The organism is Corynebacterium mucifaciens (genome assembly GCF_012396315.1).
GTDB classification, from domain to species: domain Bacteria; phylum Actinomycetota; class Actinomycetes; order Mycobacteriales; family Mycobacteriaceae; genus Corynebacterium; species Corynebacterium mucifaciens.
Genome location: NZ_JAAXPF010000011.1, coordinates 18,526 through 31,554, shown reverse-complemented (window position 1 = coordinate 31,554; position 13,029 = coordinate 18,526). Strand labels below are relative to the sequence as shown.

The 13,029-nt window shown below is 64.6% G+C and carries 12 protein-coding genes; 6 read left to right on the top strand and 6 right to left on the bottom strand.

Going from position 1 to position 13,029, the window contains the following annotated elements; genetic code table 11:
• Positions 1 to 84: 84 nt before the first annotated feature.
• From HF989_RS09105 to HF989_RS09080, 6 genes are all read right to left on the bottom strand, one after another.
• Positions 85 to 1,953 carry a DNA/RNA helicase domain-containing protein gene (locus HF989_RS09105; RefSeq protein WP_168685852.1) on the bottom strand — a complete coding sequence of 623 codons (1,869 nt, stop codon included), beginning with the start codon at positions 1,951 to 1,953 and terminating at the stop codon, positions 85 to 87.
• Positions 1,954 to 2,029: 76 nt separating this feature from the next.
• On the bottom strand, positions 2,030 to 3,877 hold the full coding sequence (locus HF989_RS09100; RefSeq protein WP_168685850.1) for a DUF2075 domain-containing protein: 1,848 nt from the start codon (positions 3,875 to 3,877) through the stop codon (positions 2,030 to 2,032).
• Positions 3,878 to 4,186: 309 nt separating this feature from the next.
• Positions 4,187 to 4,564: a hypothetical protein gene (locus HF989_RS09095; protein ID WP_168685848.1), complete on the bottom strand. Its 378-nt coding sequence runs from the start codon at positions 4,562 to 4,564 to the stop codon at positions 4,187 to 4,189.
• Positions 4,565 to 4,581: 17 nt separating this feature from the next.
• The gene (locus HF989_RS09090) at positions 4,582 to 5,598 is read right to left on the bottom strand and encodes a DUF5129 domain-containing protein (RefSeq protein ID WP_168685847.1); all 1,017 of its coding nucleotides are present in this window, start codon (positions 5,596 to 5,598) and stop codon (positions 4,582 to 4,584) included.
• A gap of 11 nt (positions 5,599 to 5,609) precedes the next feature.
• On the bottom strand, positions 5,610 to 6,317 hold the full coding sequence (locus tag HF989_RS09085; protein ID WP_168685845.1) for a hypothetical protein: 708 nt from the start codon (positions 6,315 to 6,317) through the stop codon (positions 5,610 to 5,612).
• A gap of 82 nt (positions 6,318 to 6,399) precedes the next feature.
• The gene (locus HF989_RS09080) at positions 6,400 to 7,617 is read right to left on the bottom strand and encodes a dicarboxylate/amino acid:cation symporter (RefSeq protein ID WP_168685843.1); all 1,218 of its coding nucleotides are present in this window, start codon (positions 7,615 to 7,617) and stop codon (positions 6,400 to 6,402) included.
• An 86-nt stretch (positions 7,618 to 7,703) separates the two neighbouring features.
• Here HF989_RS09080 and HF989_RS09075 point away from each other — a divergent pair, with 86 nt between their 5' ends.
• The 6 genes from HF989_RS09075 (at position 7,704) to trpCF (ending at position 13,028) form a co-directional block, all read left to right on the top strand.
• Positions 7,704 to 8,153: an SdpI family protein gene (locus HF989_RS09075; protein WP_236627215.1), complete on the top strand. Its 450-nt coding sequence runs from the start codon at positions 7,704 to 7,706 to the stop codon at positions 8,151 to 8,153.
• A gap of 6 nt (positions 8,154 to 8,159) precedes the next feature.
• Positions 8,160 to 8,369 carry a winged helix-turn-helix domain-containing protein gene (locus HF989_RS09070; RefSeq protein ID WP_168685841.1) on the top strand — a complete coding sequence of 70 codons (210 nt, stop codon included), beginning with the start codon at positions 8,160 to 8,162 and terminating at the stop codon, positions 8,367 to 8,369.
• Between the two features lie 182 nt (positions 8,370 to 8,551).
• On the top strand, positions 8,552 to 10,054 hold the full coding sequence (locus tag HF989_RS09065; RefSeq protein ID WP_168685839.1) for an anthranilate synthase component 1: 1,503 nt from the start codon (positions 8,552 to 8,554) through the stop codon (positions 10,052 to 10,054).
• On the top strand, positions 10,051 to 10,662 hold the full coding sequence (locus tag HF989_RS09060; RefSeq protein WP_168685837.1) for a glutamine amidotransferase-related protein: 612 nt from the start codon (positions 10,051 to 10,053) through the stop codon (positions 10,660 to 10,662). Before HF989_RS09065 ends, HF989_RS09060 begins: the two co-directional genes overlap by 4 nt.
• Positions 10,655 to 11,674, top strand: coding sequence for an anthranilate phosphoribosyltransferase (gene trpD / locus HF989_RS09055; RefSeq protein ID WP_168685836.1), 1,020 nt, complete (start codon positions 10,655 to 10,657; stop codon positions 11,672 to 11,674). Before HF989_RS09060 ends, trpD begins: the two co-directional genes overlap by 8 nt.
• Entirely contained in the window at positions 11,667 to 13,028 is a 1,362-nt protein-coding gene (gene trpCF, locus HF989_RS09050; RefSeq protein WP_168685834.1) for a bifunctional indole-3-glycerol-phosphate synthase TrpC/phosphoribosylanthranilate isomerase TrpF, read from the top strand. Before trpD ends, trpCF begins: the two co-directional genes overlap by 8 nt.
• Position 13,029: the final 1 nt, after the last annotated feature.

Sequence of the window (13,029 nt, the reverse complement as noted above, 5' to 3'; positions counted from 1 at the left end):
AAGATTTTGAACCGCGTGGCGCAGTATTCGTTCCACCCAGTGCGCGGCCGGCTGCGAAAACACGAACCCGCTCGCCTATTTTGCTTATGGCAACTTTCGCTCCTGCGCATCCAGCAACGCCTCTCGTAGCTGCTCATCCACCGCGTAGATAAACATGCCCCGGGTGCCGCGCGTCATCAACACATTGAGCTCATTCTGGAGCAATTCCTCCCCGAACGACTCTCGCGAACCGTCTGCGAGCACACGGTTTTGCACAGCCTTCTTGTGTGCAGACTCAGACGGGTCAAAAATCACGCGGCCATTCCGGTACTTCACCGATGGACCGAGTATCACTCCCGCATAGTTCAGATCGAATCCCTGAATTGTGTAGGTAGAACCGATCTCGCCAACCGTGGCCGGGGTTTCAGACCACGCCTTGCGGTAGGCAATCCGGCGTTCTTTGCGCTCTTCTCGTAGTTGGAGGTTCCACGGGCGTCGCAGACTGCCTGACTCGTGCTCCACATCGACGTACCACCATCCGTCCGGGTCATTTTCGTTCTTCTTGGCAGCGCTGTACGGCCAGTCGTAGGTGGCAATGAGGCGGGACAGGTTGTTCTCGACTGCAGAATCCTTCTCGCGGATCGCCTTATCGAGGTCAGTCGGGTTTGAGAAGACACGAAGGTCGTACCCCTTCGAGTCGTTGCGCATCGGCAGAATCAGCCCGTCGTCAACAAACGTGCGGATCCAGGCAATCGTCTTCGGGTCGGCGTTCAACCGCATTTGGTTGGTCAATCGGATCGGCGGCTGGGCCATACGGTCGGCGAAGTAATCCTCAACCGGCACCTCCCAGTGCTGCGGCGTCTCCAAAGTCTGCTTCGGGTCGTAGACGGCGATAACCACCTTGGCGCGATCCAAGATTGCCTCGATCTGCGGTTGATCGTGGAAGTACCCGAGTGCCTTTTGGGTGAGCAGAAGGTGGGCTTCGTCGATGAGTACAACGTCCGCTGGATCGTCGGGGGAGAAGCGGTTAATGAATTGGGTGGGGCTGTACACGCGCTCCCTGTCGCCGCCTTTGCGGGAGTCGGGGATACCCGCCTTCTTGATGATTTCCTTGTACACCGCCAGTTGCCCGCCATCGTTTTTGTGACCTGAGACCAGGTATCCGTCGATGCCGGTGCCGTCAATGTCGAGCCCAGCGGCCAGGGCACGGAAGCGCTCGTCCTCGTCTTCGACGCCCATCATGATGCCGTTGAAGATGCTGCTGATGAGTACGGTCTTGCCGGAGCCTGCCTCACCGGAGACCAAGATCAGTTTGTGGTCCAACGGATCGTCGCCGACACCTTCCTCGAGCGCGTTGTTTACCGCCTCAAAGATCTGGTTCTGCGCATTCAGCTGTTCCTCATTGAGCTTCTGAAACGGAGAGGCCTTGAAAATGGCCGAGGAGGTAATCGCTTCCTTGGACTCGAAGAGCTCTGGCTCAACCCCGTGGAGCTCTTCCCAAACTTTGTCGAAGAGCCGGTCCAGATACTCGTAGGTGAAGTAGTCGCGCTGCTCGTTCGTACGACGGTTGTTGCGCCGCTCAACTGACTTGCATGACTCCAGGTAGTGAAGGAACCGGTTCTCCACATCAAGGGTGAGGGACTTGTTGAAGAACGGGTGGCCGATCACGTACATCTCCACGTCCTCCGCGTCGCTGAATTCCCTCCAATCAGGCCGCGTCTTAATGTCCTGAAAGAGGTGCTGGCGGGTGCGCTTCTTAATATCGTTGGTCTCGCCGACGTACACCTTGTACCGGTACCCGTGTTCGTACTCGCGGCGGCTGCGAACCACGTACACGGTGGGGAAGTTCAACTGGTGAGTAATCCAGTCCGCGCGCTCGTCTTCGGAGCGCTCGCCGTAGGCCGTCTCTAGGCTGGCCGCGAATTGGTCGTCGTACCGGACTCGTTGGATAAACGGCTTGGGAAAAGCGTCCACAGGGTATGCCTCATCTGCGTTTCGCGGGGTGAGGACATGTCCGGCGGGGAAGTCCGTTGGGCCCGAAAGGGTCGGGTCAGTTCAACAGGGCGCGCAGAGCCTCCCGGGTCTGCGCATCTGGTGAGTACAAAATGGTACCGATCATCCCGCGTGTCAGCAGCACTTTGTACACATGGCGCACCAGCAAATCGAAGTCATCGTCGGGCACCGTTTTCGGGTTACGAAAGTGTGGGTCTTTATTGGCTGACCGAACAGTTTCAAAGCGCCCGTCACGCCACACCAAGTCCGGCCCGATGATGACTCCCGCCCAGTCGAACTCGAAGCCTTGCGCGGTGTACACGCACCCGACTTGGTCGAAGCCACCCTCTTGCGTCGCCCACAGCGCGGCCGGGGGAGCGGTGCCGACACGCCGATCCTCCTTGTTGTTCCACGGACGGGCCCAATCGCCGATCACCACGTCGTCAACTAGGCCATCGCGCTTGGCGTCCGACCATTTCCAGCAATACCCTGCGGAAATTCGGGCGGTGTAGCCACCGTCGTTGCGCTCGCGCAGGCGCTGTTCAAGCTCCCACGGGGAATCGACTACCTCCACCACAAAAGGGTCGTCTTCGGGCAGCGCGGCTTCGAACGGAACGCCGTCGGTTAGCCCGAGCACCTGCTCGACCCACTCCACGTACGCCGCGGATCCTCCACATCGGAACTGACCGTCCAGATCGATGCGCACAACTTCGTGCCCCTGCGCACACGCAAACGCTTCGATATCGCGCACCGTTCCTAGCTCGCCCTTGCGCACCACCTGGTGGTCGTCGAGCAGGAATACCGGAACACGAGCGGCAGAGATGAGCTCGTCAATCTGCAGGCGGTCGCTCCGATCCGTGGCCCTGGTGAACCGATTGTTGGATGTCTCTCGGATACGGTGCGCTTCATCCGCGATCAAAACATCAATTTCGTTTGGCGTCGCTTTGGTGAACGAGTTGAAGTATTTGAACAGACTCTGCGTGTCCTTGCTACGGTGCCCAGCAACCTTGCGCAAGGTTTGCGTGAATGACCGAGACCCCGTCGCGTGCAAGACACTTTTGCCTTCCCTGGCCAGCTCACCAAGCGCTGAAAGCGCAATGGCCGATTTCCCGCTGCCCGGGCCTCCGGAGACCACGATGACTCGCTTCGCTTCCCCCGCCCGCTCAACCTCGTGCCGAATCATGTCCACCGCCAGCTGCTGGTTTCCTAACAGGATGAACTTCTCACGGTCACGCACCTCGTCCGCGGCGATTTGCATCAACTTGGTGGACGGTCGGACGCTCGATGTCAGCAGCACGTCGGCGCTTCCTGCGCCACCGAGTCTCTCCCGCAGATGAGCACGCAATGCTTCTCGACGCCCGCCGGTAAACACCCGGGCCTCCGCAGCGCCGACAATCTCTGACACATCGTCGTCACTCTCTGCGCCATGGAGATAGGCCACTGCGTCGACCCAGTCCTCATGACCGTGCAGATTGACTAGGTAGTTGGTGAGGTACCGCCGATATCCGTCGACTTGCTTAGCTGGGTGAAGCACCGGCCCGGGAAGCCCAGGCACAGAAACCAGCGCGTCATCGCCTTCGAATGGCTCCGCCGCACTCCATTGCTTTAACTCCACAATGACGAACGACGGGTTCCCAGTACCAGGATGCGTGCCCGCGAGAATAACGTCGGCACGCTGCGATGTGAGGGGCAGCCCGAATTCGAGCAACACGTCGACCCCATCCAGGCCCGCCGCTGCGAGGTCGTCCGCCAGCGCCGGCAAGCTTTTGCGCCAAGAACGCTGTTCCGCTTGCCCAGCAGCGGCCCCAGAGTCGCTCATATACTGCTGCAGCATCGTTTCCACCAGCGAGTCGGGATCCTGCGCGACCCGCACGAACTCCCGAGCGTTCAGGCACAAGCCCGACATGAAAGCCTCCGTGCACGACAAATCGTGCGACGTGGAGGCCTATCTCACCGGCGGAAAGAAGCCTGTCGAGGTCGCGGTTTCCTCCGCGAGGGTAGCAGGGGCGGCCACTGGGCCGCAGGGGCACCTAGTGCCTGCGTTTCACGTGAAACATCGCCGAGCCCGACAAACCCGCCGACCGTCTAGACACACACGCAACAATGGTCTATATTCATCGTTGCGAACCCTTTCGCCCACGGTCCACCCCCCGAGACCGGTAGAGCACTCACCCACCCCCCCATTTAGAGTGCGAGTAGGCGAAAGGGTTCCGCTTTAGAATCTGGAGCTGCCGCCGCCGGCGCTGAAACCGGAGGAGGACACGTTGCTGGAGCTGGACGCCTGCGCGGCCCGCTCCGCCTCCACGTTGGATTCGTGCCAGCTGTGCATGTGCACGTACGGCACGTACCCGCCGTACCAGAACCCGGACTCGTACACCGCCGGCGCCTCGAGCTTTTCGCGCTCCTTCACGTCGCTGAACTGTTTCTGCTTCACCTGGTCCAGGATCACGCGGTAGTCGCCGAGTACGCGCACGAAATCGTCCAGGAAGGTGGGGGAGGAGGGGTCGGCGTCGAGGGCCTCGATGCGCTGCATCAGCAGATCCAGCTCCCGCCGCAGGCCCTCGTCCTTCACGTCCGAGCGGGCGCGCAGCACGTCCTCGCGGATGGTACTCAGGTCCCCGCGGCGGGTTGCGGGTCGCCGTGCTCGACGGCGAAGAGGCGGTCGATGTTGTCCTCGGCGTTGGAGACGTGGTTTACGGATTCCGCGGCATCCGCCAGCTGCTTGCGGTGCTCGTAGACCTCCTTTTCGTCATCCATGTTGATGGCGCTCAGACCGCCTGCGCCGTGCACCAGCTCGTTGAACCCCAAGAACCGGTCGCGCACCTGCGCCCACTGGCGCCGCAGCGTCTCGTCCGCAAACGCCGAGGACAGCGAGTTCGCCCGCACGTCCACCTCGTCCAAGCGCCCGGTGAGGCGCGTGTATTCGCTGGTGACAAGGTCGTAGTCCTCGCGCGCCTTTGCTATTGCCTTCCGACGCCTGCTCCGCGCCGCAACCGCAAACGCCCCGATGGCCCCCGAAGCGCCTGCGCCGGCCGCGCCGAGCCCTATCGTCGCGCCCGTCCGGTCGTCCTCCGCGCCACTGACCCGGCGCTGCGCCAGCGTGTCAGCGCTCATCGCCAGGTTCGCGGTGCGGAACAGCCCGGAGGGGATGTTGCCGTCTTTCACGCCGGGCTTCATGGCGTCGAGAAGCGACTCGCGGTAGGAGTCGTCGTCGAGCATGAGGGTCTCGGTCACGTCGTCGCCGCCGTAGATGAACGCCTGGCGCGGGTCCAGGCCAACGCCCACGATAAGCACGCCGTCGGCGGGGCGGCCGTTCTCGCCCTTGGACTGGTCGATCAGCTCCGGGTGCTGCGAGCGCTGCAGCTCCTCCACGTCGTCCAGGATGTTCTCGTGGTTAGTCTGGAACACCATGTAGTGGAAGTCGGTGACCACGTCGGGCGCGTCGATGTTCGCGGTGTCGCGCAGGAGGCGCTCGCGGTCCTCGGGGGAGAGGACGCCCTGCGGGTCGTCGATGGTCGCGCTCGGCGCACCGGCGGTTTGCACGGTCACCTGGTCCAGCTCCGGCACGTCGACGGTGTTGTAGCCGACGGCCGCGCCGCCAAGGCCAACAAGGGCGGAAATGCCCACCACAGCTAGTCCTAGAACGGCTCCGACACTGCCCGGGAAATCACCACCGCGTTCGGCTCGATGCGCTCGCGCAGCTGCCTCTCGACGTCCTCCGGCCCGTCCGACGTCAACAGCCACCCCGCCCACGCTTCCTTGCCGGGGGAGAAGATGCCGTCGCCCTTGCCGATGATGTTCAACGTGGCGTCCCGCAGCCACAGCGGGCCGACCACCGACGCGTGTTCGGTCCCTTCCAGCGGCGCGACGTACGGCTGGTAGGCAACGGCGTTGAGGTCGGCGACCGTGGCGTCGAAAAGCTGCTGCGCTAGGAGCACGTTCGGGGAGGCGCCAAGGTAGACGATGGTGGTCAGCGAGAGAGCGCCGCGCGGTTCGTCGCGGAGGGTGAGGTTGGTCAGGCCCCCGAGGGTGGCGGGGAAGCGGGTGCGTTCGGTGTGGTCCTCGAAGAAGAACTGCTCGATGGCGGTGTCGCGGTTGGTGGTGGCGAAGTCCACGAGCGCGTTGAGCTCGTAGAGTTGCATCGTCTCGGGTGCGGGCAGGTTGTCGTACGCCGCCTGGCAGCGCAGGTCCCAGAGGAAGAACTCGTCCTCGATGGGGTGGGGGTGCGGGGACACCGCGGCGATGACCGCGCCGCTGGTTTCAATGCGCTGGCGGTACAGGGCGTACGCCTCGTCGAGGTCGTGCTCGTGTGCCACGAAGTGGGTGGTAACGATCTCGAATGACATGCGGTCGAGGGTAGCCGATGTTTCACGTGAAACACGGCAAAGAAAAACCGCCCCGGAGGGCGGTTCGGCGTTTCGTCGGGGGTTACCGGGCGGATTCGACCGAAGGGGCGTCGTTAAGCTGCTGCCCTTTAACCTTGCCGCCGGCGAGTTTATTCACGATGAGCGCGATGGCGCCGTCGCCGGTGACGTTGGCGGCGGTGCCGAAGGAGTCGACCACGATGTAGGACGCGATCATGAGGGAGACCATGGACTCGTCGAAGCCGAGGTTGGACTGCAGCAGGCCCACGGCCGCCATGATGGCGCCGCCGGGGACGCCCGGGGCCGCGATCATCATGATGCCCAGCAGAAGGATGAAGCCGATGATCTGGCCGCCGGAGATGTCCAAGCTGGCCATGTAGACGATGGAGAGCGCGTAGAGCGTGATCTTCATCATCGATCCGGACAGGTGGATGGTGGCGCAGAGCGGGACGACGAAGCCGGCGACTTCCTCCTCCACCTTGTTCTTCAACGTGGACTCGTAGGTGACCGGGATGGTGGCGGCGGAGGACGAGGTGCCCAGCGCGGTGAAGTACGCGGGGAGCATGTTCTTCAGCGCGGTGAAGGGGTTCACGCCGGCGACCGCGCCCGCCAGGAGGTACTGCAGGAGGACAATCACGAGGGTCATCACGATGGAGAGCACCAGCACGACACCCATCGCGGCCATGGTGTCGCCGAAGTTCTCGTTCATGCCGAGGTTGAGGAAGGTGCCGAAGATGTAGATCGGCAACAGCGGGATGACAAAGGTGGTGACCACCTTGAGCACCATCGCGTTGAGCTCTTCAAGCACCTTGTAGAGGTTGTCGGACTTCACGGCCGTCATAGACAGGCCCACCACGAAGGCCAGCAGGAGCGCAGACATCACCTCCAGCGGCGGCGGCATCTCAACGCTGAAGTACGGCGTGAGGCCGCCCGCCTCCGGGTCGGCAACGTCGGTGACCAGGCTCTTGCCCGCCAGCAGGGTGGGGTAGAGCGCGGAGGCCGTGCCCCAGGCGATCAGCCCGGAGATGATGGTGGAGCCGTACGCCACGCCCGCGGTGATGCCGAGCCATTTCCCGGCGCCGCGGCCCAAGCCCGCGATCGCGGGGGCGATCAGCGCGAAGATGAGCACCGGCACGAAGAAGCCGAGGAAGTTGGAGAACAGACCATTGAAGGTGACAAAGACGCGCGCGAGCCAGTCCGGGAAGAACAGGCTGCATATGTACCCGAGGATGATCGCCACAACCACCCAAAAGAGCAGCGAGCGCAAGAGCTTGTTTTTCATGTGTCCACAGTAGCCAGTGGCTTTGCGCCAAACGGCAATTTTCCGCGCTTTTCTTTCGCCTGCGCACCGGCCGTATGCTGGGTGCCATGAGCCCGTTTGAGAATATGAGCACCCTCAACGTCGTCGTCGGCATCGTCTTCATCGTGCTGACCCTGCTGCTGCTCATCCCGGGCGCGCTGGCGTCCACCGGCAAGCTGCCGGGCAACAAGTGGTTCGGCCTCCACGTCCCCGCCGTGCGCAAGGACCGCGGGATCTGGGACCAGGCCCACAAAGTCGCCGGCCCCTTCTGGGTGCTTGCGGGCGTTGCCCTCGCGTTCGGCGCGGCGTTCGCCTTCATCTCGTCTGGGTGGATGTGGCTCCTCCCGGCCGCGGCACTCGTCGCCGCGGTGGTGGCGGCCTCCCTCGGCGGCAACTTCGGCGCTCGCGCCGCCGCCGCTGTCGAGCAGGCCCGCGAGAAGCAGGCGGAGGAGCCCAAGCCCGCCGTGAACATCGATGCCTTGCGACGAGCCGCCGGCCGCGCCGACGAGCAGAAGTAGGCTCCCGTGAGTTGGCGTGAAGCGATCCTGACCATCCTGCGCGAGGCGGGGGAGCCCATGGCGTACAAGGACATCGCCGCGCAGATCGTGTCCCGTGGTTTGGTGGACGCCCCGGACATCAACCCGGAGATTGCTACCCACGCCGCCATCACGGGGCTGAAGGTGGACGGCATTGTCGCCGCTGCCCCGCGCGGCCAGTACCAATTGGCTGAATAAAATCCGCCCCGGTGTTTCTGCTCCGCTATAGTTGTCACCTGTGACGTGTACGACTTCCCTGAACTGGTGGTGGCTCGCCTAACTGGCGCGCCACCTGCGAAGTCACGGCCCGCCAGCTTGCACACCAAGCGCCGCGGGCCTTTTTCACCCCTCGGTGCGATGGAGAAAGAACCGAGGACCATATGCATTACACCCACCGCGAGGTGCGCTACCACGAGGACGTGGCCAGCCTATTCGCGCACGTCGGCGGCCTTGAGGCGCCCGATTCGGTGCTGCTTGAATCCGCCGACATCACCACACGCTCCGGGCTGCAGTCCGTGGCGGTGCTGCGCGCGTCCCTGCGCGTGACGTGCCGCGGGAGCCGCGTGACCGTCCAGCCGCTGACCCCGTCCGGCGAGGTGATTGCCGCGGACCTGGAGCTCGAGCAGTTCCGTGTGGGAGAGCACACGTACGAATTTCCGGCTTCCCAGGCGGCCGACGAGCGCGAGCGCCTCACCGCCCCCTCCAGCGCCGACGTGCTGCGGGCGCTGACCACCCGTGCGGGTTACGGCAACGAGGACTTCCCGTTCCTCGCCGGCGGGTTCGCCTTCGACTACCTGGGCACGTTCGAAACTCTTCCGGCTGTAGAGGACGGCCCGAACACGTACCCGGACTACCAGTTCGTGCTGGCCGAGGTGCTGCTGCGCGTCAACCACGAGGACGGCACGGCGTACCTCGCCGGCGTGGACGCCGCGGGGGAGGGGATCGACTTAGAGCCCCTGGCGCAGCGCATGGACGAGCCCGTGCCGGATTACGCGCCGTTGGCGGGGAGGGCGGAGCCGCTCGTCGCTAAGGCCTCCGTGTCGGACGCGGACTTCCGTGCGAGCGTGGAGGACCTCAAGCACCACATCGCGGACGGGGACATCTACCAGGTGGTGCCAGCCCGCGCGTTCACCGTCGAATGCACCGACGCCTTCACCGCGTACCGCAGGCTGCGCGAGTCCAACCCCTCGCCGTACATGTTCTATCTCCGCGGCGAGGACTTTGAGTTGTTCGGCGCCTCGCCCGAATCCAACCTGAAGTTCGACCACGCCACACGGCAGGTGGAGCTGTACCCGATCGCCGGCACCCGCCCGCGCGGGCTGAACCCGGACGGCAGCGTGAACCACGAGCTGGACACCCGCATGGAGCTAGAGCTGCGCACGGACGCCAAGGAGGTGGCCGAGCACACCATGCTGGTGGACCTGGCCCGCAACGACATGGCCCGCGTGGCCGAGCCGCGTACCCGCCGGGTACGAGAGTTGCTGCAGGTGGATCGCTACTCCCGCGTGATGCACCTAGTCAGCCGCGTGACAGCCACGCTCGCGCCGGACCTGGACGCCCTGGACGCGTACCGGGCGTGCATGAACATGGGCACGCTCACCGGGGCTCCGAAGCTGCGCGCTGCCCAACTACTGCGGGAAGCGGAGGGGCTACGCCGCGGCTCATACGGCGGCGCCGTGGGCTACCTGCACGGCAACGGCGACTTTGACACGTGCATCGTGATCCGCTCGGCGTTCGTGGCGGACGGCGTTGCCACCGTGCAGGCCGGCGCCGGCGTGGTGCGCGATTCCAACCCGCAAGCCGAGGCCGACGAGACCCTGCACAAGGCCTACGCCGTGCTGCAGGCCCTCGCCGGCGGCCGCGACCTGGAGGTGCAGAAATGATTGTCTTACTGGATAACCAAGATTCCTTCGTCTACAACCTCGTGGACGCGCTCGCGGGTTACGACACCGTGGTCTACCGCAACACCGTATCCGCCGACACGGTGCTCGCCGCCGACCCCGAGCTCATCGTGCTCTCACCCGGACCCGGGTATCCGGCCGACGCCGGCTGCATGATGGAGGTCATCGAGCGGACCCAGGGCCGCACCCCGATCCTCGGCATCTGCCTGGGCTACCAGGCGCTCATCGAGCACTTCGGCGGCCGCGTCCAACCCTGCGGCCCCGAGCACGGCACCTCGGTGCCCATGCGCCTCACCCAGCCGCACCCGCTTTTCGACGGCCTGACGGTCGGCGGCGCCCCCGGCAAGCCGGGCCTAGACGTGCCGGTGGCCCGCTACCACTCGCTCGGCGCCACGGACGCGCCGGAGGGCATCGTGCCCCTGGCGTGGACGCCGACGCAGATCGGCGACGTCATCATGGCCGCCGAAACCCCCGACGGCATGTCCGTCGGCTTCCAATTCCACCCCGAATCCATCCTCACCCCATCAGGACCCCAGCTCCTCGAGCGCTGCGTGAACCGTCTGCTAGAGAAAGGACGCAACAATGGCTGACCACCTCGACATCTTCCGCCGCTTTATCGATAGCCCTGCGCCCACCTTGGAGGAGGCGACGGAGGCGTTTACCCCGCTGACCGTCGGCGATTACGACGACGTGCACATCGCGGCCCTGCTGGCCACTATCCGCACCCGGGGAGAGACGTTCGCGGACATCGCTGGCGCGGCCCAGGCGTTCCTCGCCGCCGGCCGCCCGTTCCCGGTGACGGGGGAGGGGATCATGGACACCGCGGGCACCGGCGGCGACGGGGCGAACACCATCAACATCACCACCGCGGCCTCCTTGGTCGCCGCCGCCGGCGGGGTGAAAATGATCAAGCACGGCAACCGCTCCGTGTCCTCGAAGTCCGGCTCCGCGGACGTGCTGGAGGCGCTGAACATCCCGCTAGACTTGGACCCGGACCGCGCCGTGCGCCAATTCGAGTCTGCCAACTTCACGTTCCTGTTCGCCCCGGCCTACAATCCCGCCATCGCGTTTGTGCAGCCCGTGCGAAAAGCCCTGGGTGTGACCACGCTATTTAATACGATGGGTCCATTGTTGAGTCCCGCAAGGCCTGAATTCCAAATAATGGGTATTGCAAATCCTGGGTTGGGACCAATTATTGCGGAGACCCTGAAAACCCTCGGCCGAAACCGTGCCCTCGTCGTGCACGGCGCAGGAACAGACGAAATCGCGGTGCACGGCGACACGCTGATGTGGGAGCTTCGAGACGGCGAGATTTCACACTACACCGTCTCGCCAGCAGAACTCGGCGCAGATACCTACACGCTCGAGGACCTCCGGGGCGGCGACGCCGCGCACAATGCTGCGGCAATGCGCGCCACGTTCGCGGGGGAGGGCCCAGCTGCCCACCGCGATGCCATCGCCGTCAACGCCGGCGCGATGTTCTACCTCTACGGCATGGCGGACTCGATCGCCGCGGGAACCGAGCACGCGAAGGCTTTGCTGGCGGACGGCACCGTCTCCCGCTGGCTCCACACCCACGAGGAGGCGGACTACAGTGGCTAGGATTCTGTCGGAGATCGTCGCGAATCGAAAGCGTCACCTTGACGATATTCGACAGCGCATCTCCCATGTTCATTACGACACGTTACGTTTATCTGAACGGTCCCTCTACGACGCCCTGAGTACCCCTGGCGCCTCCTACATCATGGAATGCAAGTCCGCGTCCCCGTCGCTGGGCACCATCCGCGAGGACTACAAGCCGGGGGAGATAGCGAGCGTCTACTCCCGCTACGCCTCCGCCATCTCCGTGCTGTGCGAGCCCGACTACTTCGGGGGCGATTACGACCACCTCGCCACCGTTGCGGCCACAACGCATCTGCCCGTCCTGTGCAAGGACTTCATCATCGACGAGGTGCAGATCTACGCCGCCCGCTACTTCGGCGCGGACGCAATCCTGCTCATGCTCTCGGTGCTCTCCGACGACGAGTACGCGCACCTCGCCGCTGTGGCCGCCTCCCTCCACATGGACGTGCTCACCGAGGTGATCGACGAGGAGGAGGCAGCGCGCGCCACCGCACTCGGCGCGAGGATCTTCGGCGTCAACCACCGCAACCTGCACGACCTCTCTATCGACCTCGACCGGTCCGCCCGCCTGGCGCAGCTCGCCCCGGACGGGGCAGTGGTCGTGGCCGAGTCCGGCATCCGCGACGCCGCCACCGTCCGGCGCCTTGGCGGGCACGCCGACGCCTTCTTGGTGGGCTCGCAGCTGACCTCGCAGCCGGATATCGACCGCGCCTGCCGCGAGCTGGTGTACGGGCCAAACAAGGTGTGCGGTCTCCGTTCCGCATCAGCCGCACAGGCCGCCAAGGCCGCGGGCGCGTTGTACGGCGGGCTCGTCTTCGAGGACGCGTCCCCACGCGATGTTTCACGTGAAACAGCGGCAGGCATCATCGCCGCCGAGCCGGGCTTAGACTACGTTGCCGTCTCTCGCCGCACGCAAGGTTACGACGCCCTCGTCCAGCCCGGCATCACCGCCGTGCAGGTGCACGCCCCCTACCAGGGTTCCCTCGTGGCTGAGCGCGAGCTCATCCAGCGCGTCCGCGACGAAGTGGACGTCGAGGTGTGGCGCGCCGTCGACATGACCTCAGCACCAGACGTGGCGGGGATTGCGGAGCTCGTCGATAGGCTTGTGCTCGATTCCGGCGCCGGAGGGACGGGGGAACGCTTCGACTGGTCCCGCATCACCACCACCGACGCGCTGCTCGCGGGCGGTCTCACGCCCGACAACCTCGGTGAGGCGCTGGGCACCGGCTGCCTCGGCCTCGATATGAACTCCGGCTTCGAGGACCCGCGCGGTCACAAGGACGCGGCTGCCTTACGACGCGGCTTCGCCACCATCCGCAACTTCCATTACTAAA

Bases quoted from the DNA above. Each gene is read 5' to 3' on its own strand.
- HF989_RS09100 (WP_168685850.1), bottom strand. From the start codon at position 3,877: ATGTCGGGCTTGTGCCTGAACGCTCGGGAGTTCGTGCGGGTCGCGCAG.
- HF989_RS09085 (WP_168685845.1), bottom strand. From the start codon at position 6,317: ATGTCATTCGAGATCGTTACCACCCACTTCGTGGCACACGAGCACGAC.
- HF989_RS09080 (WP_168685843.1), bottom strand. From the start codon at position 7,617: ATGAAAAACAAGCTCTTGCGCTCGCTGCTCTTTTGGGTGGTTGTGGCG.
- HF989_RS09075 (WP_236627215.1), top strand. From the start codon at position 7,704: ATGAGCCCGTTTGAGAATATGAGCACCCTCAACGTCGTCGTCGGCATC.
- HF989_RS09065 (WP_168685839.1), top strand. From the start codon at position 8,552: ATGCATTACACCCACCGCGAGGTGCGCTACCACGAGGACGTGGCCAGC.
- HF989_RS09060 (WP_168685837.1), top strand. From the start codon at position 10,051: ATGATTGTCTTACTGGATAACCAAGATTCCTTCGTCTACAACCTCGTG.
- trpD (WP_168685836.1), top strand. From the start codon at position 10,655: ATGGCTGACCACCTCGACATCTTCCGCCGCTTTATCGATAGCCCTGCG.